Raw genomic sequence first — 24,615 nt, 5'->3', positions numbered from 1 at the left:
CGACCCGCCCCACCCACACACCCGCGCCTCCCACCCGCGGCTGCCCGGGCAAAAGGGCCGGGCCCCGGGAACATGTCCCGGGGCCCGGCCCTTTCAGCGCTGCCGACGCTACGCGCGCTGTGCGCGCTCAGCCGTCAGTTGTCGTCCTCGTCGATGAGGAAGCCGCGCATCGGCGACGGAGCCTGCTGCATCGGCGCGGGCCCCTGGGGCCGCACCGGCGCCATCGGCTGCGTCATCGCAGGCGACATCTGCTGCTGGCCGCCGTACGAACCGCCACCGGAGTTGCCACCGTGGCCGCCCATCGACTGGTTGCCGCCCATGGTGTGGTTGCCGCCCATGGAGGGCGCACCCGCGGAGGCCATCGAAGGCGACGGCGGCAGCGAGGCGGTCGCCGGGGTACGCGGCGGAGCCAGCGAGTCGTCGGCCTGGGTCTCCAGCTGACGCAGCTGCGACTCCAGGTACGACTTCAGGCGGGTCCGGTACTCGCGCTCGAAGCCACGCAGGTCCTCGACCTTGCGCTCAAGCGTGGCGCGGGCGGACTCCAGGGAGCCCATCGCGACACGGTGCTTCTCCTGCGCGTCCCGCTCCAGGGCGTCGGCCTTGGCACGGGCGTCACGCTCGAGACCCTCGGCACGCGAACGGGCCTCACCGACGATCTTGTTGGCCTCGGAACGGGCCTCCGCGATCGCCTGGTCAGCGGTCTGCTGCGCAAGGGAAAGCACGCGCGCGGCGCTGTCGCCACCGGGGCCCTGACCGGGCTGCGGCAGCTGCGGACCGTGGCCGCCCATGGGGCCGCCCATCGGGCCACCCTGCATGGGGCCGGGGCCCTGCGGACCGCCGTGGCCACCGGGGCCTGCGGGCAGCTGCGGTGCGCCACCGGGCAGCTGGGGCGGACCCATGTGCTGCTGTTGCTGCGGCGGCACCGGCTGCGGGCCCGATATTGCGGCGGGCACCGGGGCGCCGGGACCGCGCTGGTCCTGCGGCTCGGGCTTACGCATGCCGCCCTGCTGCTGGTTCTGCGCGGCGGCACGGGTCGCTGCGGCGAGCTTCGCGCGCAGGTCCTCGTTCTCGCGGAGCAGGCGCGTCAGTTCGGCTTCGACCTCATCGAGGAAGGCATCGACCTCGTCCTCGTCATAGCCTTCTCGGAGGCGGACGGTCGTGAACTGCTTGTTCCGCACGTCCTCGGGGGTCAACGGCATCTCTTCACCTCAACGTAGTCGTCGGCATTCGGCAAGACCGTATCGTTCACAGCCGGCTCACGACGGAGATCAGGATGTAGACGATGATCATCAGTACGAAGAAGGACAGGTCGAGCGCCACGCCCCCGAGACGCAGCGGCGGGATGAACCGCCGCAGAAGCTTGAGCGGTGGATCAGTGACAGTGTAGGTGGCCTCCAGAACGACCACCATCGCCTTGCCGGGTTGCCATGAGCGGGCGAACTGGAAGACGTAGTCCATGACCAACCGGAAGATCAGCACAATCAGGAAACACATCAGCGCGATGTGGAGCACATCCCAGACAACGCCCATGTCTCGCGCTTCCCTCTCCCCTGTCTCGTACTACTCGTGATCCGGTGCTGCGTCTCAGCTCTGGTTGAAGAACCCGCCCTCTGCGATGCGAGCCTTGTCCTCCGCCGTGACATCGACGTTAGCAGGCGACAACAGGAACACCTTCTGCGTCACCCGCTCAATGCTGCCGTGCAGTCCGAAGACCAGGCCGGCCGCAAAGTCGACAAGTCGCTTCGCATCCGTGTCGTCCATCTCCGTCAGATTCATGATCACCGGAGTGCCTTCACGGAAGTGTTCCCCGATGGTACGGGCCTCGTTGTAGGTCCGAGGGTGCAATGTCGTAATGCGGTAGGGCTCCCGCTCGGAGACAACCTTGGGCATGATCACCGGTGCGTTCTTCTCCAGGCTCTGACGTTCAGGTGTGATGGATGCCACGGGGGCGATACGCGCCGGACGTCCAATTTCAGCGGGTAGCGAAGCGGCCGCAGCCATCGGTTCGCGCGGCGCTGGTGTCTGTACCTTTCGCGCCGGTTCGTCCAGCTGGAGCTGGTGTTGGTGCGACGGCTCGTGCCGCCGGCGGTCCCGCTCGGGTTCCGGATCCAGCTCGGGCTCGAACTCGTCGTCGGGGTCGAAGCCCCGGCCGTCGTAACCGTCGTCCTCCACGAGGCCGAGGTAGACCGCCATCTTGCGCATCGCGCCGGCCATGCTCTGAGTCCTCCGCTCTGTGGTGGATCCGCTGTGCCACCAAGTGCCCGCGATCCACTCGGCACCCCCGCTGATCTGCGGGAATGACCATATTTTCTGCTGTGGTCCGACTTGCTTGGCGACGTTACCGGAGCTGGGGTCGGACACCGAGCACCGCACTGCCGACGCGCACATGTGTCGCCCCGGCCGCCACGGCCTGTTCGAGGTCCGCACTCATCCCTGCCGACACCATGTTCGCAGCCGGATGGGCCGCGCGCAGGAGGGTTGAGAATTCCACCAGCCGCTGAAACGCCGCCTGTTGCCGTCCCGCGTACGGCCCGGTGAGCGGCGCCACGGTCATCAGACCGTCGAGCCGCAGCCCCGGAGCTTCCGCCACAAGTCCGGCCAACTCCTCGATTCCACCGGGTGCCAGACCCCCGCGGTCGCCCCGTCCGCCCTCTTCGGCGTCGAGGGCGACCTGGAGCAGGCAGCCCACTTCCCGCTCCGCACGCACCGCCGCGGCGGAGAGAGCGGAGACAAGCTTCGGGCGGTCCACCGACTGCACCACATCGGCATAACCGACCACAGAACGCACCTTGTTGGTCTGCAGCTGGCCGACGAAGTGCCAAGTAAGCGGCAGATCCCGGCAGTCCGCGGCCTTCGGGGCAGCGTCCTGGTCGCGGTTCTCGGCGACATGGCGCACCCCGAGGTCCGCCAGGATCCGCACATCGCTCGCCGGGTAGGTCTTGGTGACCACGATCAGGGTCACCTCTTCCCGCTTGCGTCCGGCGGCGGAGCACGCCGAGGCGATCCGCTCCTCCACCTTCGCGAGATTTCCGGCGATTTCCGCCTTACGGTCCGTCATGCCCTCTCAGTCCAGCCAGACATAGGCCGCGAGCCGACCCGTGGTGCGGTCGCGGCGGTACGAGAAGTGGTCCCCGGATTCCAGCGTGCAGACCGGCGACTGCTGCCGGTCGGTCACGCCGAGCCGCTCCAGCTGGGCGTGCACACCGGCGGTCACATCGACCGCGGGCGTGCCCCAGCTCGTCTCGGAGTACGTCGCGGACTCCACTTGCGCGACGTCCGTCCGCATCTGCTCCGGCACTTCGTAGCAGCGCCCGCAGACGGCGGGTCCCGTACGGGCGATGACCCGCGAGGGCTCGGCACCCAGCTTCACCATCGCCTCGACCACGGCCGGAACGACCCCCGCCACCATGCCGGGACGGCCCGCGTGCGCGGCGCCGACGACTCCGGCGGCCGGGTCGGCGAGCAGCACCGGCGTGCAGTCCGCGGTGAGGACGGCCAGGGGCAGCCCCCGACGGGCCGTCACCACGGCGTCGACGGAAGGGATGTCGGAAATGTCACCCCAGGGCCCGTCGACCACGGCTACGTCACGGCCGTGCACCTGGTTCATCCAGACCACCCGGCCGGGTTCGATCGCCAGCGCCTTTGCGGCGAGTTCACGGTTGGTGCGGACGGCGTCGGGGGCGTCGCCGACCGCGCCGCCGAGGTTGAGCTCCTCGTACGGAACGGCGCTCACCCCGCCCCACCGGTCGGTGAAGGCAAAGTGCGCGCCGTTCACGGTGTCGTGCGCAGTTATCACTTGGCGTACGTCACTTCAGGAAGTCCGGGACGTCCAGCTCCTCGGCCTGGCTGTCCTGGTACGGACGGGCCGGCGGGACCTGCGGCGGGCTGACCGGCGCGGACGGGATCTCGTTCGCCGGGGCCGGCTCGGGGGCGGGCTCGGCGGACGGGGTGCTGTCCTCGCGCGGGGTGACGCTGCCGAGGGCGCCGAAGGCCGGGCGCGACTCGGTGCTGCTCCGTACCGGCGTGGGCTCTTCACGCTTATTGGACGAAGCGCCAATGACGTTGTCCCGCTTGGCCGGTGGCTGTCCGCCGTCGAAGCCGGCGGCAATGACGGTCACCCTGACCTCGTCGCCGAGCGCGTCGTCGATGACAGCACCGAAGATGATGTTGGCCTCTGGGTGCGCCGCCTCGCTGACCAGTTGGGCGGCCTCGTTGATCTCGAAGAGACCGAGGTCCGAACCACCGGAGATGGAGAGCAGCACGCCACGGGCGCCGTCGATGGACGCTTCCAGGAGCGGCGAGGAGATCGCCATCTCCGCGGCGGCCACCGCGCGGTCGTCGCCGCGGGCCGAGCCGATGCCCATGAGCGCCGAACCCGCCTCGGACATCACGGACTTGACGTCGGCGAAGTCGAGGTTGATCAGACCGGGCGTAGTGATGAGATCGGTGATGCCCTGCACACCCGAGAGCAGTACCTGGTCCGCGGACTTGAACGCGTCGAGCACGCTGACCTGGCGGTCCGAGATGGACAGCAGGCGGTCGTTGGGGATGACGATGAGAGTGTCGACCTCTTCGCGGAGTTCCGCGATGCCGTCCTCGGCCTGGTTGGCGCGGCGGCGGCCCTCGAAAGTGAAGGGACGCGTCACCACACCGATGGTGAGGGCGCCGAGCGAGCGTGCGATGTTGGCCACGACGGGTGCGCCGCCGGTGCCGGTGCCGCCACCTTCACCGGCGGTGACGAAGACCATGTCGGCCCCCTTGAGGACCTCCTCGATCTCCTCGCGGTGATCTTCGGCCGCCTTGCGGCCGACGGCCGGATTGGCTCCGGCGCCGAGTCCGCGGGTGAGTTCCCGGCCGACGTCGAGCTTGACGTCCGCGTCGCTCATCAACAGGGCTTGCGCGTCGGTGTTGATGGCGATGAACTCGACGCCCTTGAGACCGACCTCGATCATCCGGTTGATGGCATTGACACCACCGCCGCCGACACCGATGACTTTGATGACTGCGAGGTAGTTCTGCGGTGCTGCCACGTCGAAGGCCTCTCGCCTCGAGTTACGTGTCGCCGCCTCGCCGTGCGTGCGCTGCGACGACTGATGCCGAATGGGACGGTCCGAACGCCGACCCGAACCCTAACGCTGAAGTTTAGGGTTACCAGTGTGTCTGTTCCCTGGAGTCTTCGAAACAGGACACTAAGTCGACAAGTGGCGCACGTTCAACGAACACGCCGAACCTCCCGTTTTTCTTTTCACCCTATGTGATCAGCCGTTGCGCTGACCAACCAGGGTGCTGGCCAGCGCGTTCACCCGTCAACTCCCTGACGCGGCAGGGGCGGTGGGCGCACTCACATCGAAGTGCCGGGCCTTCGGTACGGCTTTCATCAAGGCGGTGAGTACGGAGGCCTTCGTGTCACCCTTCTCGCCGCTGCCCCAGTCGACGGTGCGGCCGTCGCTCAACTCAAGGGAGATGGAGTCATATGAACGCACTTCGATGACGCGGGCGTCCTTGGCGACAGCGGCGGGCAGATCCCCCGCCACCCGCACGGCCTCATGCAGCAGCCGGTCGACTCCGAATCGGCTGAGACTGGGCGACGAGGCGGCGTTCAATTGCAGAAGCGGAACGCCCTTCGGGGCGCGGTCGGCGGTCGCGAACCGCACTCCCCCGGCGTCCACTTCGATGAACTTTCCGCCCTTTTCGATGAGCAGCACCGGCTTGCGTTCGGTCACTTTCAGACCGATTCCATGCGGCCAGGAGCGCACTACGTCGACGGTGTCGATGCGCGGCAATTCTTTCCGGAGCCGTTCCTCAATCCCGTCCGTGTCAACGGAAATCAGCGGGGCGCCGACCGGAACCCGCGCCGCGTCCCGGACCTCTTGAGGGGTCAGAACCTGGGTGCCGGAGGCCGTGACCCGCTCCACGCGCAGCCACTGCGAGCCGTAGAGCAGCCAGATGACTCCGGCCCCGAGGAGCACCGCGGCGACGAGTGCCGCGATGAGGGTGCGGGCCGGCGGCAGCCGCAGCCGGCGGCCGCTGCCCGAGGGGTGGGGCGGGCGGGCCGGTGCGTCCCCCTGCTTGCGTTCGCCTCGCTGGGCGGTGGTGGGTCCGGCCACGCTCCCCTGCCTTCTCACGCCCTGTGGCGTGCCGCAATCGCCTCGTAGACCATGCCGACGAGCAGTTCGTCGGCGTCCCGGCGGCCGAACTCGGAGGCGGCGCGGGACATCTCGTACAGCCGGTGCGGGTCGGCGAGCACCGGCAGCACATTGTGCTGGACCCACTCCGGGGTCAGTTCGGCGTCGTCGACCAGCAGTCCGCCGCCGGCCTTGACCACCGGCTGGGCGTTCAGCCGCTGTTCGCCGTTGCCGATGGGCAGCGGGACGTAGGCGGCCGGGAGTCCGACGGCGGAGAGTTCGGCGACGGTCATCGCGCCCGCGCGGCAGAGCATCATGTCGGCCGCGGCGTACGCGAGGTCCATCCGGTCCACGTACGGTACCGGGACGTAGGGCGGCATCCCGGGCATGTTGTCCACGCGCGGCAGTTCGTTCTTGGGGCCGACCGCGTGCAGCACCTGGATACCGGAGCGCTGCAGGACCGGGACCGCCTGCTGGACGACCTCGTTGAGCCGGCGGGCGCCCTGCGAGCCGCCGGAGACGAGCAGCGTGGGCAGGTTCGGGTCCAGGCCGAACGCCGCGCGCGCCTCCGGGCGGACCCGGGCACGGTCGAGCGTGGCGATGGTGCGCCGCAGCGGGATGCCGATGTACCGGGAGTTGCGCAGCTTACTGTCCGGGGACGAGACCGCGACCTGGGCGGCGTACCGCGAACCGATCTTGTTGGCGAGGCCGGGGCGTGCGTTGGCCTCGTGCACGACGATCGGTACGCCGAGCCGCTTGGCCGCGAGATAACCGGGCAGCGCCACATAGCCGCCGAAGCCGACGACCGCGTCCGCCTTGGTGCGCTCGAGGATCTGCTCGGCGGCCTTGATGGTGCCGCGCAGCCGGCCCGGGACCGTGATCAGCTCGGGCGTGGGCTTACGCGGCAGCGGTACGGCGGGGATCAGCGCGAGTTCGTAGCCACGCTCCGGAACGAGCCTGGTCTCCAGGCCCTTCTCCGTGCCCAGGGCCGTGATGCCCACGGTCGGGTCCTGCCTGCGCAGGGCATCCGCGAGGGCAAGCGCGGGCTCGATGTGGCCGGCGGTCCCCCCACCGGCGAGTACGACATGCACCGAAATTCACCGCTCTCCGGACGGTCGCGCCTTGACGCGCCGCCTCATCGTGTTCCATCTCACCGCAGCCCGCTTCCTACCAGACGCGGATGACCGCATCGCAAGCGCTGCTCGCGCCGCGGGCTCCTCGCGCGCGAACGCGATGAGCAGCCCGATGGCGAACATGGTCGGCAGCAGGGCGGAGCCTCCGTAGGAGAACAGCGGGAGCGGGACACCGGCGATCGGCAGCAGGCCGAGCACCGCACCGATGTTGACCACGGCCTGGGCCGTGATCCAGGTGGTCACACCTCCCGCGGCGTACCTCACGAAGGGGTCCTCCGTGCGTCCGGCCACGCGGATACCCGCATAGCCTAGAGCCGCGAACAGAGCGAGTACCGACAGCGTCCCCGCCAGACCCAGTTCCTCCCCGGTGATGGCGAAGATGAAGTCGGTGTGCGGTTCGGGGAGTTGGCCCCATTTTTCCACACTCGCACCCAGTCCGGAACCGAAGAATCCGCCGGAGGCGAGCGCATAGATTCCGTGCACCGCCTGCCAGCACTGGTCGCCGGGGCCCGGATCGGTGGCGCCGATACAGGCGAGGCGTGCCATCCGGTTGGGACTGGTGCGGATCAGGATGAAGCCGAGGAGGCCGGCGACCGAGAGCACACCGGCGAAGAGCCGGGTGGGGGCGCCGGCGAGCCAGAGCAGTCCGAAAAGGATGGCCGTGAGAATGATCGCGGTGCCCATGTCACCGCCGAGCATGATCAGGCCGAGCAGCATAAAGGCGACCGGCACCAGCGGGACCAGCATGTGCTTCCACTGGGTGAGCAGCCGCTTGTCCTGTTTGCGGGCCAGCAGGTCGGCGCCCCACAGGACGAGGGCCAGCTTGCCGAACTCACTGGGCTGGAGCTGGAACGGGCCGCCCAGATAGATCCAGTTCTGGTTGCCGTTGACCGAATGCCCTATCCCCGGCACCTGCACGAGCACCATCAGGAAGAGCGAGCCGGCGAGGATCGGGTACGCGAAGGCCCGGTGCAGCTTGGCCGGCATCCGCATGGCGACGAGCAGCAGGATCGTGCCGAGCACGGCGGCCACGAACTGTTTGCGGAAGAAGTAGGAGGCGGGCAGGTTCAGCTGCAGCGCCTGGATCATCGAGGCCGAGTAGACCATCACCAGGCCGAGCACGGTGATCAGCATGCTGGAGCCGAGGATCAGGTAGTACGCGGTCAGGGGCCGGTCCCAGGCCTTGCGGGCGCGCTGGAACAGCCGCTGCCAGGAGCGCTCCACGGGTGGCTTGCGGCTCGCACTCAGCGGGATGGCCGCGCGCCGTACGTCACGCGAGGCCTTTGCGTCGGCCGGCATGGTCGCTGTCCCCTCCAGTCGTGCCCGCGCCGCCGGTCGCGCGGCGGGCGGGCCGGTCCGGCTAGGCGCTCTCTGTGTTGTTGCTGCCGTGCTGTGCGGCGAGCGCGTGCACCGCGTCCGCGAACGCCTCACCGCGCTTGTTGTAGTTGACGAACATGTCCATCGAGGCGCAGGCAGGGGCCATCAGGACGGTGTCACCCGGGGCGGCGAGCCGGGCGGCCTCCTGGACCGCCGCGGACATCGCCCCAGTGTCGGCCCGGTCGAGGTCGACCACCGGGACCTCGGGGGCGTGTCGTGCGAGGGCTTCCCGGATGAGGTGGCGCTCCTTGCCGATGAGCACGGCGCCCCTCAGCCGCTTTGCCGACTTGGTCACCAACTCGTCGAAGGAGGCGCCCTTGGCGAGCCCGCCCGCGATCCAGACGATCGATTCGTACGCCGCCAACGAGGCTTCCGCGGCATGCGGATTGGTGGCCTTGGAGTCGTCGATGTAGGTCACGCCGGCGACGTCCGCGACATGCTCGATACGGTGCGCGTCCGGGCGGAAGGCGCGCAGCCCGTCGCGTACGGCGGCGGGTGCGACACCGAAGGCGCGCGCGAGGGCCGCGGCCGCGAGGGCGTTGGCGATGTTGTGCGGCGCGGGCGGGTTGACGTCGGAGATCTCGGCGAGCTCCTGCGCCTGCTTCTGCCGGTCCTCGACGAAGGCCCGGTCGACCAGGATGCCGTCCACGACGCCGAGTTCGGAGGGGCCGGGAGTGCCGAGCGTGAAGCCGATGGCGCGGCAGCCCTCTTCGACATCGGCCTCGCGGACCAGGTCCTCGGTGGCCTTGTCGGCGACGTTGTAGACGCAGGCGACCCGATTGCCCTCGTAGATACGGCCCTTGTCGGCGGCGTACGCCTCCATGGAGCCGTGCCAGTCGAGGTGGTCGGGGGCCAGGTTGAGGACGGCCGCGGAGTGGGCGCGAAGCGAGGGCGACCAGTGCAGCTGGTAGCTGGAGAGCTCCACGGCGAGCACGTCGTACGTCTCGTCGCCGAGGACCGTGTCGAGGAGCGAGACGCCGATGTTGCCGACGGCGGCGGTGCGAAGCCCGGCGGCCTCCAGGATCGAGGCCAGCATCCGTACGGTCGTGGTCTTGCCGTTGGTGCCGGTGACCGCGAGCCAGGGCGCGGCGTCGGGGCCGCGCAGACGCCAGGCCAGTTCGACGTCGCCCCATACCTCGACGCCCGCCTCGGCGGCGGCCGCGAAGAGCGGCTTGTCGGGCTTCCAGCCGGGCGTCGTGACGATGAGCTCGGTGCCTTCGGGCAGGGTCGCGCCATCACCGAGCCGGACCGTGATGCCCTGTGCCTCCAGCTCCGCGGCCTGTGTACGGGAGCGCTCGTCGTCGCCGTCGTTGACGACCGTGACGAGTGCGCCGAGGCCGTGCAGGACCTTGGCCGCCGGGATGCCGGAGACGCCGAGCCCGGCGACGGTGACGCGCTTTCCCTGCCAGTTGGTCACTTGTCGGCTGCCCACCCTGCGTAGAAGAGACCGAGTCCGACGATCACGCACATGCCCTGGATGATCCAGAACCGGACCACCACAAGGACTTCGGACCACCCCTTGAGTTCGAAGTGGTGCTGCAGCGGGGCCATCCGGAAGACGCGCTTCCCGGTGAGCCTGAAGGAGCCGACCTGGATGACCACGGACATGGTGATCAGGACGAACAGACCGCCGAGGAGAGCGAGAAGCAGCTCGGTGCGGGAGCAGATCGCGAGGCCGGCGAGGGCGCCGCCGAGGGCGAGCGAGCCGGTGTCACCCATGAAGATCTTGGCGGGCGAGGTGTTCCACCACAGGAAGCCGAAGCAGGCGCCCATCAGGGCCGAGGCCACGATCGCCAGGTCGAGCGGGTCGCGTACCTCGAAACAGGCCGAAGGGTTGGTCAGGGTCTGCGCGTTGGCGCAGGACTCCTGGAACTGCCAGACACCGATGAACGTGTACGCGCCGAAAACCATCACGGACGCACCGGTCGCGAGGCCGTCCAGACCGTCCGTCAGGTTCACGCCGTTCGACATGGCCAGGATCATGAAGAGCGCCCAGACCACGAAGAGCACCGGGCCGATCGACCAGCCGAAGTCCGTGACGAACGACAGCTTGGTGGAGGCCGGGGTGTTGCCGCGGTTGTCCGCGAACTGCAGGGCGAGCACCGCGAAGGTGATGCCGACGATCAGCTGGCCCGCCATCTTGGCCTTGGCCCGCAGACCGAGCGAACGCCGCTTGATGATCTTGATGTAGTCGTCGAGGAAGCCGACGAGGCCCATGCCCGCCATCAGGAAGAGCACCAGCAGGCCGGAGAACGTGGTCTCCGCGCCGGTGATCAGCTTGGTCGCGAAGTACGCGATGATCGTCGCCAGGATGAAGGCGATACCACCCATGGTCGGCGTACCGCGCTTGCTGGCGTGCTCGCGCGGGCCGTCGTCCCGGATGTACTGGCCGTAGCCCTTCTTGGCCAGGAGTTTGATCAGGAGCGGAGTGCCGATCAGGGTCAGGAACAGCCCGATCACACCCGCGAAGAGGATCTGCCTCATCGGCCGGTGACCTCACCCTCGAGCAGCGCGAGCGCGACCTGTTCCAGACCCACCGACCTGGAAGCCTTCACGAGCACGACATCTCCCGGACGCAGCTCGCTGCGCAACAGGTCGACAGCCGCCTGTGTGTCGGACACGTGCACCGACTCCTCACCCCACGAACCCTCGTTGTATGCGCCCAGCTGCAGCCAGGACGCTTCCCTGCCCCCGACCGCGACGAGCTTGCTCACATTGAGCCGGACGGCAAGGCGCCCGACCGCGTCGTGCTCGGCCAGCGCCTCGTCGCCGAGCTCGGCCATCTGCCCGAGCACCGCCCACGTGCGCCGCCCCTTGCCCATGGCCGCCAGCGCGCGGAGCGCGGCTCGCATGGACTCGGGGTTCGCGTTGTAGGCGTCGTTGACGACCGTCACGCCGTCCGGGCGCTCGGTGACCTCCATCCGCCAGCGGGACAGGTTGCCCGCCTCGGAGAGCCCCACGGCGATCTCGTCCACGGACATCCCAAGTTCATGGGCGACGGCGGCCGCGGCAAGCGCGTTCGACACGTGGTGCTCACCGTACAGGCGCAAGGTCACGTCACTGCACCCGGAGGGTGTGTGCAGCGTGAAGGACGGCTGTCCCTGCTCGGTGAGCCGGACATTCTCGGCGCGTACGTCGGCGCTCTCGGCCTCTCCGAAGAAGAGCACGCGCGCCTTCGTACGCGAAGCCATCGCCCGTACGAGGGGGTCGTCGGCGTTCAGGACCGCCGTGCCCTCCGCCGGCAGCGACTCGACCAGCTCGCCCTTGGCCTGCGCGATCTGCTCGCGGCCGCCGAACTCGCCGATGTGGGCGGTGCCGACGTTGAGGACGAGACCGATCTTCGGCGGGGTCAGATCCGTGAGGTACCGGATGTGCCCGACGCCGCGGGCGCCCATCTCCAGGACCAGATGCCTGGTCTCCTCGGTGGCGCGCAGCGCGGTGAGCGGCAGGCCGATCTCGTTGTTGAGCGAGCCGGGCGTCCAGACCGTGGGCGCCTTGCGCTGCAGCAGCTGGGCGATCAGGTCCTTGGTGGACGTCTTGCCCGCGGAGCCGGTGAGCGCCACGAGCGTGGTGCCGAGGCGGGCGACGACGGCGCGCGCGAGGGCGCCGAGCGCCTTCTCGACATCCGCGACCACGATCGCGGGCACCCCGACGGGCCGGGTCGCGAGCACGGCGGCCGCTCCCGACTCGATGGCGCGCTCGGCGTAGTCATGGCCGTCCACGTGCTCGCCCACGAAGGCGGCGAAGAGTCCACCGGGCTCGACCTGACGGGAGTCGATCACGACGGAGCCGGTGACCTGGCGGCCGCCGTCCGGTATGTCGTGCGGCTGCCCGCCGACGATGGAGGCGATCTCGGCGAGGGAGAGGGCGATCACTGCTTCATCCCTGAGTGTTCTGAGTGACGGTACGGCGGCTGTGCTCGATGGCCGCGCGCAGCACGTCACGGTCGTCGAAGGGGCGTACCACTCCGTTGATGTCCTGGCCCTGCTCGTGGCCCTTGCCCGCGACGAGGACGGTGTCCCCGGGGCGGGCGCGGTACACGGCCGAGGCGATGGCGGCGGCGCGGTCCTCGAAGACCTGGACGTCGCCGCGCTCGTGCACCGGCACCTCGGCGGCGCCGGCGAGCATGGTGGCGAGGATCGAAAGGGGGTCCTCGGAGCGGGGGTTGTCCGAGGTGAGGACGGCGGTGTCGGCGAGCCGGGCGGCCGCCGCACCCATCGGCATGCGCTTGGTCTGGTCGCGGTCGCCGCCACAGCCGAGCACGATGTGCAGCTTGCCCTCGGTGACCTTGCGCAGGGCCCGGAGCACCGACTCGACGGCGTCCGTCTTGTGCGCGTAGTCGACGACGGCGAGATACGGCTGGCCCGCGTCGACCCGCTCCAGGCGGCCCGGCACTCCGGGCACGGCCGCGATGCCGTCGGCCGCGGTCTGCGGGTCGATGCCGGCGACGGCGAGGGCGACGATGGCGGCCAGGGAGTTGGCGACGTTGAACGGCCCGGCGAGCGGCGACTTGGCCGAGATGCGCTCACCCTTGGGACCCACGACCGTGAACGTGGAGTCCATCGGCCCGACTTCGACGTCCTCGGCCCGCCACTCGGCGTCCGGGTGGCCCTCGGCGGAGAAGGTGACGACCGGGACGGTCGCCTCCGTCACCAGCCTGCGGCCGTACTCGTCGTCGAAGTTGACGACCCCGAGACGGGACCGCTTCGGGGTGAAGAGCTGCGCCTTCGCCCGGAAGTAGTCCTCCATGTCGGAGTGGAACTCCATGTGCTCGGGGCTGAGGTTGTTGAAGACGGCGATGTCGAAGACGCAGCCGTCGACGCGACCGAGCACCAGGGCGTGGCTGGAGACCTCCATCGCGACCGAGTCGACACCGCGCTCGCGCATCACCGCGAACAGGGCCTGCAGATCGGTGGCTTCGGGGGTCGTGCGCTCGGACTTGATGCGCTCGTCGCCGACGCGCATCTCGACGGTGCCGATCAGGCCGGTGGCATGGCCCGCGGCCTTGAGCCCGCCCTCGACGAGATACGCGGTCGTGGTCTTGCCCGACGTACCGGTGATGCCGAGCTGCAGCAGATCGCGGCCCGGGTGGCCGTAGATCGTGGCCGCCAGCTCGCCCATGCGGCCTCTGGGGTCGCCGACGACGAGCAGCGGAAGACCGGTGGCCGCGGCCCGGTCGATGCCGGCCGGGTCCGTGAGGATCGCGGCGGCGCCGAGATCGGCGGCCTGCGCGGCGAAGTCCGCGCCGTGGAAGCGGGCACCGGGCAGAGCGGCGTAGATGTCACCGGGGCGCACCGCACGGGAGTCATGCGTGATGCCGGTGATCTCCGCGGCCCCTGGGGCGTCGACACCCAGCTGCTCGGCGAGGGTCGCGAGGGTGCTCGCGGCGGCCTGCTCGGGCCGGGGCGGTCCCGGATATGTCACGGGAACGCCCTTCTGGGTGGTTTGGGACTGATCAGCGTGTGGCACGGCGGTGAGCGTACCCGGCGCACCGTGCGTGTCGCGAAATGAGGGGGGCTCGGACGCGCTGCCGCCCGCAGCGGACACGGACTGGTTCCCGGGGCCCGGGGTGATCGTTGTCACGGGAGTTACCTGTTCAGTCTTCCGGTTTGAACGTGACCGGCAGGCCGGGTGCCTTGCTGCCGGAGGGCGCCACCTGCAGTGTCTTGAGCGCGAACTCCATGACCTGCTTGTAGATGGGCGCACAGATCTGGCCACCGAAGTAGTTGCCCTTGGTCGGGTTCTGGATGGCGCAGTAGACCGCGATACGCGGCTTGTCGGCGGGGGCGAATCCGGCGAAGGACGAGGTGTAGCCCTTGTAGCGGCCGGTCTTCGGGTCCACCCGGTTGGCCGTGCCGGTCTTGCCCGCGACCCGGTAGCCCTCGATCTGCGCCTTGTTGCCGGTGCCTTCCTTGTCGTCCACGACCGACTGCAGCATTTCGGCCAGCGTCTTGGCGGTCTTCTCGCTCACCGCCCGGCTCTTCTTGGGCTTCGGCGAGGGCGTGAAGCGGCCGTCGGCCCCCTTGGATCCGCGGACCAGCGAGGGCTCCGTGCGGACGCCGCCGTTGGCGATGGTGGAGTACAGGGAGACGGCCTGGACGGCGTTGAGCGAGTACCCCTGGCCGAAAGGCACCGTGTACTGCTGCGAGGTCGACCAGGTGTCCGGCTTGGCCAGAATGCCGGCGGTCTCACCGGGGAAACCGAGGCCGGTCGGGCTGCCGATGCCGAACTTGCGCAGATACGAGTAGAGGACCTCGTTGGCCTCCGGCTGCGTCTTGCCCAGCTGCTGCGTGGCCAGAATCGTGCCGATGTTGCTGGACTTCGCGAGCACCCCGTTGAGCGTCAGATACCAGGTGGGGTGGTCGACGTCGTCCTTGAAGAGCCGGTCGCCGCGGTGCAGCCGGTTGGGCACCGTCACATGGGTGTCGGGCGTGGCCGCGTTCTCTTCCAGGACCGCCGCCATCGATACGAGCTTGCTGGTGGAGCCCGGCTCGTACGCGTCGTGCAGCGCGGCGTTGCCGAGCGCCGAGGGGTCGGCGTCGGACAGGTCGCCCGGGTCGAAGCCGGGCGCGTTGGCCAGGGCGAGCAGCTCCCCGGTCCTGGTGTCCTGCACCACGACATAGCCACGGTCGGCCTTGGACTTGGTGACCTGCTCGGAGATCGCCTTCTGCGCCGCCCACTGGATGTCGCGGTCGATGGTCAGCTCGATGTCGGAGCCCGGGGTCGCGGGGGTCTCACGGCCGCCCGCGGTCGGCACCCGGCGCCCGCCGGACTGCGCGTACGTGAGCTTGCCGTCCTTGCCGGCGAGCTCCTTGTTCAGCTGCGCCTCGACGCCGCCGCCGCCCTTGCCGTCGGCGTTCACCCAGCCCAGTATCCCGGCGCCGAGATCGCCGTTCGGATAGATCCGCTTGCTGCTCGGCTCCTGGAAGACACCGGCGAGGACATTGCCGCCGCCCGACTTGTTCGCCTTGTCCTGGAAAGTCGACTTCAGGTCCTTGATCTGCTTCCAGACGTCCGGGGTCTGGCGGCGGGCGAGGAGGGCGTAGCGGCTGTCCTCCTTCTTGAGCTTGCGGGCGAGCTCGGCGGCGTCCTTGCCGAGGATCGGCGCGAGCAGCGCGGCCGCCTGCTCGGGGGCGTCCTTCGCCTTGCTCTCCTTCGGCGTGAACATCGAGGGGTCGGCGGTGATGTCGTACGCGTCGACGCTGATCGCCAGCTCGGAGCCGTTGCGGTCGGTGATGCCACCGCGCTCGGCGGCCAGGGTGTGACTGAAGTAGCGGTTCCTCTCCGCCTTGGCGGCATACGCGCTCGCGTCCACGGCCTGCACCTGGAGCAGCCGTACGACGAAGGCGACCATCACCAAGGTCAGGCCCAGGCTGACCAGGCGGAGCCGGGGGCGCGGACTGCCGAGCCTGATGGTGCGCCCGGCCCTGGCGGCGGACGCGGGGCGCGGTCTGCGGGCTGCCGGGCGGGCGCCCGGGCCGGGGCGCCGCGGGGCGCCGGGCCGGCCGGGCTTCGCCGGTGACGGCACCCGGCGTCGTGGGGGCTGCCTGTCGGTCACGGCATCACCTGCCGGTGGTCGAGGGGGCGGGTGCCGTCCCGGACCGCGCGACGGGCGCAGACCGGGAAGGCGTGGGGGCTTGGGACCGGGCCGCGCTCGGGGCGGGCTCGGCCGCGTCCGGCTCGGCCTCGGGGTCCGGGGCGGTCGAGGGGCTCGGGGCGCCCCCGGGCGATGCGGAAGGCTGCGGCGCGGGGGCGGTGGGGGCCGGCGCGGGAGCGCGCAGCGTGGAGGGCTCGGCCTGGGCCGCGGGGCTCGGTGCGCCGCGGACCGTGCCGTCGGGGTTCAGGAAGGCGGGGTTGGCGCCGGGGACCAGGCCGAGTTCACGAGCGCGCCGCTCCAGCGAGTCGGGGGCCGCGTAGCCGTCGACCTTGCGCTGCAGCTCCTGTTGCTGGTCGGTGAGTTCGGTCGTCTCCTTCTTCAGCTTGCTGAGCCGGAAAGACCCCTCATTAAGTGAGGAGTTCAGCATCAGGAGCGCGATCAGACCGCCGCCGAGCAGCAGCACGACCAGGAGCACGAAGGGAGTTCGGGCCGCCGACGCGGGCCCGGTGGGGAGCAGCCGCGCGAGGCGCGCGGCCCTCCCCCGCATCTGCGGTGCGCCCCTCATGCGAAGCCCTCCCCACTGACCCGGCTCACGCGATGTCCTCCCGACCGACCCGGCTCACGCGATGTCCTCCCGGATGCGCTGCGCCCCGCGCAGCCGCGCCGGTGCGGCCCTGCGGTTCTCGGCCACTTCTTCTTCAGTGGGGAGTTCGGCACCGCGCGTGAGCAGCTTGAGACGCGGCTGGTAGCGCTCGGGGACCACGGGCAGGCCGGGCGGGGCGGTGGTGGCGGCGCCCGCCGCGAACACCTGCTTGACCAGCCGGTCCTCGAGCGAGTGATACGACAGGACGGCGATCCGGCCGCCGACCGCGACCGCCTTCACGGCGGCTGGGATCGCCCTTTCCAGGACGGTGAGTTCGCCGTTGACCTCGATGCGCAGCGCCTGGAAGGTGCGCTTGGCCGGGTTGCCGCCGGTGCGCTTGGCCGCCTGCGGCAGCGCGTCACGGATCAGCTCGACGAGGCGTGCGCTGTGGTCGAACGGTTCCTTCTCGCGCTCGCGCACGATGGCCGAAACGATCCGCTTGGCCTGCTTCTCCTCGCCGTAGGCGCGCAGGATCCGCACCAGTTCGCCGGGCGGGTAGGTGTTGAGCACCTCCGCGGCGCTCATTCCGGCCGACTGGTCCATGCGCATGTCGAGCGGGGCGTCCTGGGCGTAGGCGAACCCCCGGTCCGCCTCGTCCAGTTGCATGGAGGAGACACCGAGGTCGAAGAGCACTCCCTGGACGCCGGGGATGCCAAGGCGCTCCAGTACGTCGGGGAGTTCGTCGTAGACCGCGTGCACCAGGGTGGCGCGCTCGCCGTAGGGAGCGAGGCGCTCGCCTGACAGGCGCAGGGCTTCCTTGTCGCGGTCGAGGGCGACGAGCCGGGCCTCGGGGAAGGTGCGGAGCAGGGCCTCGCTGTGTCCGCCGAGGCCGAGGGTGCAGTCGACGACCACCGCTCCCGGCCGCGTCAGGGCCGGGGCCAACAGGTCCAGGCACCGCTGGAGCATCACCGGGACATGTCGGCTCTCGCTCAATGCACCCTCTCAAGTCGGGCGCGACCGCACGCACTGCCGGGTCCCCACCCGCTCGAAGGGGAACGGCCCGCCTGGCGCCGGGGAAGTGGCGTCAGCCGACCGGGAGCGGGAGGAGGCCGAGCCGTACGTGCGCGCCGCGCACGCGGGGGAAATTCGGGGGGAATCTCCGGGAAACCAGTCCAGCAGGGAGCGCCTTCCGCCTCCCGCTTCGCGTCACTTTAGTCCACGCTGTCCCGCGGTCAATCTCCGGCCACGCGCGCGCTGTGCGCGTCGCGGAGAGCCCGGTTCACCCGTACGGACGCGCCTCGCAGGGGCCTGTGGGCTACCTCACAACAAGGGCTGAAGTCGTTCTTTGTCCACTCTCACAGCGGGCTCGGACGATCTGTGCGCACTACCGTCTTAGACATGTCGACTCCTGCTTCGCTACCCACGGACCCCGCCGACCCGATGCCCGGCATAACTGACTCCGGCACCGTCACCGACCGCTTGGTCGAGGCGAACCAGCAATACGCCGCCGGCTTCACCGACCCGGGCATGGACGCGCGCCCCGTGTTGAAGGTCGCCGTCGTCGCCTGTATGGACGCCCGGCTCGACCTGCACGACGCCCTTGGTCTCGAACTCGGTGACTGCCACACCATCCGCAACGCGGGCGGCGTGGTGACCGATGACGTGATCCGCTCCCTGACCATCAGCCAGCGGGCGCTCGGCACCCGCAGCGTGGTCCTGATCCACCACACCGGCTGCGGTCTGCTCACGCTCACCGAGGACTTCCGGCACGAGCTGGAGGACGAGGTGGGCCAGCGTCCGGCCTGGGCGGTGGAGGCCTTCCGCGATGTCGATCAGGACGTGCGCCAGTCGATGCAGCGCGTGCGCACCTCGCCCTTCCTGCTCCACCGCGAGGACGTGCGCGGATTCGTCTTCGACGTGAAGACGGGGCTGCTGCGCGAGATCGACGCCGCGTAGCGCTCCGTACGCCCTGCAACGACGCAGCTCGCGCAGCCCGGCGGGATTCGCACATTCCGGTGCGGGTCCCGCCGCAGCCGTACGCCAAAAGCCCTCAAGCCCCGACATATCGCCGCCAGTTATCCACAGGCGAGTGACACGAAGCGGTAACGGCAACAAGAATGCGTGTGTGGCATCTCCGCGGAACCAAACGCGAGCGGTGCCCGTGTTTCGGGGAGGGCCGGGTCGCGTAGAGACGTCGGCTCGGAGAACGGGCCGAGGAGGGCCGGGTGACGACCTATGAAGATCGAGCGAGCCTCACAGATCTGACCACCACTGCGGAGCAGGTCCGCAGGTCGGTGGAGGGTGTGATCGAGGGCAAGCCAGAGGTCGTACGGCTTTCGCTGACCGTGCTCCTCGCCGAGGGGCACTTGCTGATCGAAGATGTTCCGGGCGTGGGCAAGACCATGCTCGCCAAGGCGCTCGCGCGGTCCATCGACTGCTCGGTGCGGCGTATCCAGTTCACTCCCGACCTGCTGCCGTCGGACATCACCGGTGTGTCCATCTTCGACCAGCAGCAGCGGGACTTCGAGTTCAAACCGGGCGCCATTTTCGCCCAGATCGTGATCGGCGACGAGATCAACCGCGCCTCGCCCAAGACCCAGTCGGCGCTGCTCGAGTCGATGGAGGAGCGCCAGGTCACCATCGACGGGCAGACCTATGAACTGCCTGACCCGTTCATGGTGGTGGCCACGCAGAACCCGGTCGAGATGGAGGGCACCTACCCACTCCCCGAGGCGCAGCGCGACCGCTTCATGGCCCGCGTCTCGATCGGCTACCCGAGCCCTGAGGCCGAGCTGCAGATGCTCGATGTGCACGGCGGCGTCTCGCCCCTGGACGACCTGCAGCCGGTGGCGCACGCGCACGACATCGTCAAGCTGATCGAGGCGGTGCGCACGGTGCACGTCGCCGACCCGGTGCGCAGATACGCGGTGGAGCTGGTCGCCGCGACCCGTCATCACCCGGACCTCAGGCTCGGCGCATCGCCCCGGGCCACCCTGCACCTGCTGCGGGCCGCGAAGGCCTCGGCGGCCCTCAGCGGCCGGGAGTACGCACTGCCGGACGATGTGCAGGCCCTGGCGGTCGCTGTGCTCGCCCACCGTCTGCTGCCCACGGCGCAGGCCCAGTTGAACCGGCGCACGGCCGAGCAGGTCGTCCTGGAGATCCTCCAGCGCACCCCGGTTCCGGCCGCCCAGGCGGCGCCGGGTGCGGGCTATCCCGGGCGCCTGCCCGGAGCCCCGGTCTACGGCCACCAGCCGCCCGGTTCACGGGGCCTGTGATGGCACCGGGGGGGCCGGCGCCGCAGCCGCGCGCGGCGGACGAGGAGGAGGACAAGGGAGGGCTGCGCACCGCGTTGGCGGGACTGACCACCCGGGGCCGCTCCTTCCTTGCCGCGGGTGTCGCGGCCGCCGTCTGCGCGTATGTCCTCGGCCAGGGCGACCTGCTGAGGGTCGGGCTGCTGCTCGCCGTCCTGCCCCTGGTGTGCGCGCTCGTGCTCTACCGCACCCGCTACCGCGTAGCGGGCTCGCGGCGGCTCTCGCCGGCGCGGGTGCCCGCGGGCTCGGAGTCCCGGGTGCATCTGCGGATGGACAATGTGTCGCGGCTGCCCACGGGTCTCCTCATGCTGCAGGACCGGGTGCCCTATGTGCTCGGCCCGCGGCCCCGGTTCGTGCTTGACCGGGTGGAGGCGGGCGGCCGCCGCGAGGTGTCGTACCGCGTGCGTTCGGATCTGCGCGGCCGCTATCCCCTCGGCCCGCTGCAGCTGCGGCTCACGGACCCTTTCGGAATGTGCGAACTGACCCGTTCCTTCAGTGCGTACGACACTCTGACGGTGATTCCGCGCGTGACGCCGCTGCCGCCGGTGCGGCTCTCAGGGGAGGCCTCGGGGTACGGCGACGGGCGGCAGCGCTCCCTCGCTCTCGCCGGTGAGGACGACGTGATCCCTCGCGGTTACCGGCACGGTGACGACCTGCGCCGGGTGCACTGGCGCTCCACCGCGCGATACGGCGAGTTGATGGTCCGCCGCGAGGAGCAGCCGCAGCGCGCCCGTTGCACGGTCCTGCTCGACACCCGCCGCATCGCCCACCAGGGCGCGGGCCCCGACTCGGCCTTCGAGTGGGCCGTCTCCGGCGCCGCGTCCGCCCTGGTGCACATGCTCGAACGAGGCTTCTCCGTCCGTCTGTTGACCGACACGGGCAATTCGGTGCCGGGTGAGGGATCCGACGGCTTCGCCGGCGCCAGCCAGGAGTCCGCCGACGCTGCGGGCCTGATGATGGACACGCTCGCGGTCATCGACCACTCCGAGGACACGGGCCTGTCGCGCGCGTACGACGTGCTGCGCAGTGGCAACGAAGGACTTCTGGTCGCCTTCCTCGGTGACCTGGACGAGGAGCAGGCGGCGGTGGCGGCCCGGATGCGCCAGCGCAGCGGGGCAGCGGTCGCCTTCGTCCTCGACAGCACGGCCTGGGTGCACGGACAGGGCCCGTCGGTCTTCTTCGAGGAGCGGCTGCGGCAGCTGCGCGAGGCGGGCTGGACCGCCATCGGCGTACCGCCCGGAGCGGATGTGGCCGCGCTGTGGCGCGAGGCGGACCGGCAGCGCGCGGGCGCGGGGCCGGCCCCCACCGGGGGGACGACAACGGGGGGTTGGTCATGAGCGGTCACGCGCGCCTGGCGCTGTGCGCCACGGCGGCCACGCTGCTGGCCGCGTGCGCGCTGCTGCCGCTGGTCGATTCGGTCACCTGGATCATCCAGGCGGCGATCCTGCTCGCCCTGCAGTGCGGGGTCGGCGCCCTCGCCCGGCGGGTGCCGCTTGCCCGGCCGCTGACCGTCCTGGTGCAGGCCGTGGCGACCCTGCTGCTGCTCACGCTGGTGTTCGCCAACGGCCAGGCCACCGCGGGCGTCCTGCCGGGCCCCGATGTCTTCGAGCGGTTCGGTCTGCTGCTGCAGGCGGGCGCGCAGGACGTCGGGCAGTTCGCGATTCCGGCTCCGCTCAGCGACGGCATCCGGCTGATGCTGGTCGGCGGGGTCCTGGTGATCGGTCTCGCGGTGGACGCCCTGGCGGTCACCTTCCGCAGCGCCGCCCCCGCGGGGCTCCCGCTGCTCGCCCTGTACTCGGTCGCGGCGGGGCTCTCCGACGGCGGTGCGGGCTGGGTGTGGTTCGTCCTCGCGGCCGCCGGCTATCTGCTGCTGCTCCTGGCCGAGGGGCGGGACCGCCTCTCCCAGTGGGGCCGGGTCTTCGGGGGCGCGGCACGCCGCCCGGCCGGACTCTCCGCGGGCCTGGAGGCGTCACCTGCCGGTGCCGTGGCACCGGTCCGCACGGGCCGCCGTATCGGCGCGGTCGCGCTCGGCATCGCCCTGGTGGTGCCCGCCGCGCTGCCGGCCCTGGACGGAGGTCTGCTCGACAGCACCGGTGGCGGGGGCGGGTCGGGCCCGGGCGGCGGCACCATCTCGGCGGTGAACCCGCTGGTCGCCCTGCAGGACAGCCTGAACCAGCCGAACGACCGCGAGGTCCTGTCGTATCGCACCAACTCCGAGCAGACCCAGGACCTCTATCTGCGGATCGTCTCCCTCGACCAGTTCGACGGCACGGCCTGGAAGCCCGCCGAGCGCGGCATCATCGACGTGCCGGACCGCCTCCCGACACCCCAGGGCCTGAGCCCCGAGGTGCGCACGAGCGAAGTGCAGACCAATATCTCGGCGGCCGGCTGGTACAAGCAGGACTGGCTCCCGATGCCCTACCCGGCGAGCCAGGTGGCCATCGGCGGACGCTGGCGGTACGAACCCATCGGCCGCACACTCGTCGGCGACCGCGGCCAGACCACCGGCGGCAAGCAGTACGAGGTGAAGAGCCTCGTCGTGCAGCCCACCGCGGACCAGCTGGCCACGGCCCCGCAGCCCGGCTCCGCGCTGGCCCGTGAGTTCACCTCGGTGCCCGATTCCCTGCCCGCCGATGTCTACGCGACAGCGCGCCGGGTCACCCGCGACGCGTCGAACGACTACGAGCGCGCGGTCGCGCTGCAGGACTGGTTCTCCTCCGAGGGCGGCTTCACCTATGACACGGAGGTGCAGGCGGGCAGCGGGTCCGCGGCGATCAGCCGCTTCCTGAAGCAGAAGCAGGGCTTCTGCGTCCACTTCTCCTTCTCGATGGCCGCGATGGCCAGGACCCTGGGCATACCGGCCCGGGTCGCGGTGGGCTTCACTCCCGGCTCGCCGCAGTCCGACGGCACGATGTCGGTCGGTCTGCGCGATGCGCACGCCTGGCCCGAGCTGTACTTCGAAGGGGTGGGCTGGACCCGCTTCGAGCCGACGCCGAACCGCGGCACGGTGCCGGAGTACACCCGCCCGGACCTCCCGTCCACCAGCCCGAGCAACAGCGCGGCTCCGGAGTCCTCGGCCGCAGCCGCCCCGTCGGACACCCCGTCCGCCTCGGCCTCCGAGAGCTGCAGCAGGGAACAGCAGCGCACCGGCGAGTGCGGTCGGAACGACCCGCAGGCCGGTGCGGGCGGCGGAGACGGCGGCCCACCGCTCGGCACGGTCCTGGGGGTGGCCCTCGCGGCTCTTGTGATCGTCCTCGTACCCCTGCTTCCGCTGTTGTGGCGGGTGCGGACGCGCGCGGTACGCCTGGGTTCCGGCGGTCGCAGCGCCGCGGATGCCACGGCGCGGACACTGGCGGCCTGGCTTGAAGTGACCGACACGGCCTGGGACTACGGCATCCTGCCGGACGATTCGCAGACCCCGCGCAAGGCGGCGGCACGCATCGTCCGCATCGGGCAGCTGGACACGGAGGCGGCGGAGGCCGTGCACCGGGTGGCGGCGGCCGTGGAGCAGGTGCTCTACGCACCGCATCCGCGCACGGCGACCGGCCTGGCCGAGGATGTACGCCGACTGCGGGCCGGCCTGAGCCGGACCAGCCGTCTGCGTGCGCTCCTCGCACCGCGTTCGGCCGTCCGGGTGGCCTGGGCCTGCTCGGCCCGCTGGGCCGCGTTCACCCGCCGCCTGAGCACGCGCCGCTGGGGCTTCGACCGCTGGACGAACTCATGGCGCAAGCCGGGGCGGCAGCAGGGCTGAGACGCGAGTGGCGGCCCGGCCGAAGGCCGGGTCGCCCGCCCTCTCGCCCCGCCGTCCCGACCGCCCCGCCCGGCTCCCCTCGGATTCACCTCAACTGGTGGCGCCGCTCGGGCACTTGCCTGGGCATGTGTCTGAACGATGACCCCCAGGGCCGGCGCCCGGCCCGGAAGGGCTGGGCGAAACAAGCATGGGTGAGGGGCACACGCATGATGCGTGTGCCCCTCACCCATGTGTAGGCAAGGAAAGGCGCTAGCGGCCTTCTTCGTCTCGGCGGCGCTGCCACCGCTGCTCGATCCGGTCCATCATCGAGCGGCGCTGCCTGCCCTGGCGGCGGACACCTGGGGCTTGCGCTCCGGGTGCCGCGGCACCCGGGGCCTGCTCGCCCGGCTTGGGCGCCTTACGCCATCCGGTCACCGCGAGGACCGCGCAGGCGAGCATCACGAGGAAGCCCACCACGCTGATCCAGATCTGCTGCGCGACCATGCCGGCCATGAGGAGCGCAATACCTACCAGGAAGCCGGCAACCGCCTGGTAGACCCGTCGCCGGGTGTATGTACGCAGCCCGCTTCCCTCAAGCGCTGTCGCGAACTTGGGATCTTCGGCGTACAGCGCTCGCTCCATTGACTCGAGCATTCGCTGCTCGTGCTCCGAGAGCGGCACGGAGTCCTCCTCATCGTGCAGTCGCCGGGGCGACCGGGGGTCCCCTTCAGGATAGGCAGGGAATCGCCCCCGTGAAAC

General features: G+C 70.4%; 21 protein-coding genes. 4 read left to right on the top strand and 17 right to left on the bottom strand.

The features are described 5' to 3' along the window. Positions 1–134 precede the first annotated feature (134 nt). From ACFQVC_RS33720 to rsmH, 16 genes are all read right to left on the bottom strand, one after another. Positions 135–1,199, bottom strand: a complete 1,065-nt coding sequence (locus ACFQVC_RS33720) for a DivIVA domain-containing protein (protein WP_381837806.1) — start codon at positions 1,197–1,199, stop codon at positions 135–137. 46 nt (positions 1,200–1,245) lie between these two features. After that, positions 1,246–1,530 (bottom strand): YggT family protein, encoded by a 285-nt coding sequence (locus ACFQVC_RS33715; RefSeq protein ID WP_381837804.1) that lies wholly within the window; start codon positions 1,528–1,530, stop codon positions 1,246–1,248. 54 nt (positions 1,531–1,584) lie between these two features. Beyond that, complete coding sequence (locus ACFQVC_RS33710; protein ID WP_381837802.1) at positions 1,585–2,214, bottom strand: cell division protein SepF; 630 nt, start codon at positions 2,212–2,214, stop codon at positions 1,585–1,587. 124 nt (positions 2,215–2,338) lie between these two features. Next, the gene (locus tag ACFQVC_RS33705) at positions 2,339–3,058 is read right to left on the bottom strand and encodes a YggS family pyridoxal phosphate-dependent enzyme (RefSeq protein WP_381837800.1); all 720 of its coding nucleotides are present in this window, start codon (positions 3,056–3,058) and stop codon (positions 2,339–2,341) included. 6 nt (positions 3,059–3,064) lie between these two features. Beyond that, positions 3,065–3,796 carry a peptidoglycan editing factor PgeF gene (pgeF, locus tag ACFQVC_RS33700; RefSeq protein WP_381837798.1) on the bottom strand — a complete coding sequence of 244 codons (732 nt, stop codon included), beginning with the start codon at positions 3,794–3,796 and terminating at the stop codon, positions 3,065–3,067. Positions 3,797–3,806: 10 nt separating this feature from the next. Next, a complete protein-coding gene (gene ftsZ / locus ACFQVC_RS33695) occupies positions 3,807–5,030 on the bottom strand; it encodes a cell division protein FtsZ (RefSeq protein ID WP_381837796.1) in 1,224 nt (407 codons plus the stop codon). A gap of 276 nt (positions 5,031–5,306) precedes the next feature. Next, entirely contained in the window at positions 5,307–6,107 is an 801-nt protein-coding gene (locus ACFQVC_RS33690; protein ID WP_381837794.1) for a cell division protein FtsQ/DivIB, read from the bottom strand. A 14-nt stretch (positions 6,108–6,121) separates the two neighbouring features. Beyond that, complete coding sequence (murG, locus tag ACFQVC_RS33685) at positions 6,122–7,216, bottom strand: undecaprenyldiphospho-muramoylpentapeptide beta-N-acetylglucosaminyltransferase (RefSeq protein WP_381837792.1); 1,095 nt, start codon at positions 7,214–7,216, stop codon at positions 6,122–6,124. 6 nt (positions 7,217–7,222) lie between these two features. After that, entirely contained in the window at positions 7,223–8,557 is a 1,335-nt protein-coding gene (ftsW, locus tag ACFQVC_RS33680; protein ID WP_381837790.1) for a putative lipid II flippase FtsW, read from the bottom strand. A gap of 61 nt (positions 8,558–8,618) precedes the next feature. Beyond that, the gene (gene murD, locus ACFQVC_RS33675) at positions 8,619–10,052 is read right to left on the bottom strand and encodes a UDP-N-acetylmuramoyl-L-alanine--D-glutamate ligase (protein WP_381837788.1); all 1,434 of its coding nucleotides are present in this window, start codon (positions 10,050–10,052) and stop codon (positions 8,619–8,621) included. Beyond that, positions 10,049–11,119, bottom strand: a complete 1,071-nt coding sequence (gene mraY, locus ACFQVC_RS33670; RefSeq protein WP_381837786.1) for a phospho-N-acetylmuramoyl-pentapeptide-transferase — start codon at positions 11,117–11,119, stop codon at positions 10,049–10,051. Before mraY ends, murD begins: the two co-directional genes overlap by 4 nt. Continuing rightward, positions 11,116–12,510 (bottom strand): UDP-N-acetylmuramoyl-tripeptide--D-alanyl-D-alanine ligase, encoded by a 1,395-nt coding sequence (locus ACFQVC_RS33665; protein ID WP_381837784.1) that lies wholly within the window; start codon positions 12,508–12,510, stop codon positions 11,116–11,118. Before ACFQVC_RS33665 ends, mraY begins: the two co-directional genes overlap by 4 nt. A 4-nt stretch (positions 12,511–12,514) precedes the next feature. After that, positions 12,515–14,218: a UDP-N-acetylmuramoyl-L-alanyl-D-glutamate--2,6-diaminopimelate ligase gene (locus ACFQVC_RS33660; protein WP_381837782.1), complete on the bottom strand. Its 1,704-nt coding sequence runs from the start codon at positions 14,216–14,218 to the stop codon at positions 12,515–12,517. A gap of 13 nt (positions 14,219–14,231) precedes the next feature. Continuing rightward, a complete protein-coding gene (locus tag ACFQVC_RS33655; protein ID WP_381837780.1) occupies positions 14,232–16,193 on the bottom strand; it encodes a peptidoglycan D,D-transpeptidase FtsI family protein in 1,962 nt (653 codons plus the stop codon). Between the two features lie 4 nt (positions 16,194–16,197). Further along, positions 16,198–16,797, bottom strand: coding sequence for a cell division protein FtsL (gene ftsL, locus ACFQVC_RS33650; protein WP_381837778.1), 600 nt, complete (start codon positions 16,795–16,797; stop codon positions 16,198–16,200). 54 nt (positions 16,798–16,851) lie between these two features. Continuing rightward, positions 16,852–17,808 (bottom strand): 16S rRNA (cytosine(1402)-N(4))-methyltransferase RsmH, encoded by a 957-nt coding sequence (gene rsmH, locus ACFQVC_RS33645; RefSeq protein WP_381837776.1) that lies wholly within the window; start codon positions 17,806–17,808, stop codon positions 16,852–16,854. 405 nt (positions 17,809–18,213) lie between these two features. Here rsmH and ACFQVC_RS33640 point away from each other — a divergent pair, with 405 nt between their 5' ends. From ACFQVC_RS33640 to ACFQVC_RS33625, 4 genes are all read left to right on the top strand, one after another. Continuing rightward, the gene (locus ACFQVC_RS33640) at positions 18,214–18,771 is read left to right on the top strand and encodes a beta-class carbonic anhydrase (RefSeq protein WP_381837774.1); all 558 of its coding nucleotides are present in this window, start codon (positions 18,214–18,216) and stop codon (positions 18,769–18,771) included. A 269-nt stretch (positions 18,772–19,040) separates the two neighbouring features. Further along, positions 19,041–20,090 (top strand): AAA family ATPase, encoded by a 1,050-nt coding sequence (locus tag ACFQVC_RS33635; RefSeq protein WP_381837772.1) that lies wholly within the window; start codon positions 19,041–19,043, stop codon positions 20,088–20,090. Then, positions 20,090–21,463, top strand: a complete 1,374-nt coding sequence (locus ACFQVC_RS33630; RefSeq protein WP_381837770.1) for a DUF58 domain-containing protein — start codon at positions 20,090–20,092, stop codon at positions 21,461–21,463. The genes ACFQVC_RS33635 and ACFQVC_RS33630 overlap by 1 nt, the downstream gene beginning before the upstream one ends. Then, positions 21,460–23,877, top strand: coding sequence for a transglutaminase TgpA family protein (locus ACFQVC_RS33625; RefSeq protein WP_381837768.1), 2,418 nt, complete (start codon positions 21,460–21,462; stop codon positions 23,875–23,877). The genes ACFQVC_RS33630 and ACFQVC_RS33625 overlap by 4 nt, the downstream gene beginning before the upstream one ends. A 249-nt stretch (positions 23,878–24,126) precedes the next feature. Here ACFQVC_RS33625 and ACFQVC_RS33620 read toward each other — a convergent pair whose 3' ends face one another. Next, on the bottom strand, positions 24,127–24,537 hold the full coding sequence (locus ACFQVC_RS33620; RefSeq protein WP_381837766.1) for a DUF3040 domain-containing protein: 411 nt from the start codon (positions 24,535–24,537) through the stop codon (positions 24,127–24,129). Positions 24,538–24,615 lie beyond the last annotated feature (78 nt).

The organism is Streptomyces monticola (genome assembly GCF_042665355.1).
Lineage (GTDB): Bacteria > Actinomycetota > Actinomycetes > Streptomycetales > Streptomycetaceae > Streptomyces > Streptomyces monticola.
The sequence above is the reverse complement of the archived record's forward strand: the minus strand, read 5'-3'. Positions and strand labels throughout refer to the sequence as shown.

Excerpts from the sequence above, each read along its gene's own strand:
- ACFQVC_RS33640 (WP_381837774.1), top strand. The coding sequence starts at position 18,214 with ATGTCGACTCCTGCTTCGCTACCCACGGACCCCGCCGACCCGATGCCC.
- ACFQVC_RS33630 (WP_381837770.1), top strand. The coding sequence starts at position 20,090 with ATGGCACCGGGGGGGCCGGCGCCGCAGCCGCGCGCGGCGGACGAGGAG.
- ACFQVC_RS33705 (WP_381837800.1), bottom strand. The coding sequence starts at position 3,058 with ATGACGGACCGTAAGGCGGAAATCGCCGGAAATCTCGCGAAGGTGGAG.
- mraY (WP_381837786.1), bottom strand. The coding sequence starts at position 11,119 with ATGAGGCAGATCCTCTTCGCGGGTGTGATCGGGCTGTTCCTGACCCTG.
- ftsW (WP_381837790.1), bottom strand. The coding sequence starts at position 8,557 with ATGCCGGCCGACGCAAAGGCCTCGCGTGACGTACGGCGCGCGGCCATC.
- ACFQVC_RS33720 (WP_381837806.1), bottom strand. The coding sequence starts at position 1,199 with ATGCCGTTGACCCCCGAGGACGTGCGGAACAAGCAGTTCACGACCGTC.
- ACFQVC_RS33625 (WP_381837768.1), top strand. The coding sequence starts at position 21,460 with ATGAGCGGTCACGCGCGCCTGGCGCTGTGCGCCACGGCGGCCACGCTG.
- ACFQVC_RS33715 (WP_381837804.1), bottom strand. The coding sequence starts at position 1,530 with ATGGGCGTTGTCTGGGATGTGCTCCACATCGCGCTGATGTGTTTCCTG.
- ACFQVC_RS33710 (WP_381837802.1), bottom strand. The coding sequence starts at position 2,214 with ATGGCCGGCGCGATGCGCAAGATGGCGGTCTACCTCGGCCTCGTGGAG.
- ftsL (WP_381837778.1), bottom strand. The coding sequence starts at position 16,797 with ATGAGGGGCGCACCGCAGATGCGGGGGAGGGCCGCGCGCCTCGCGCGG.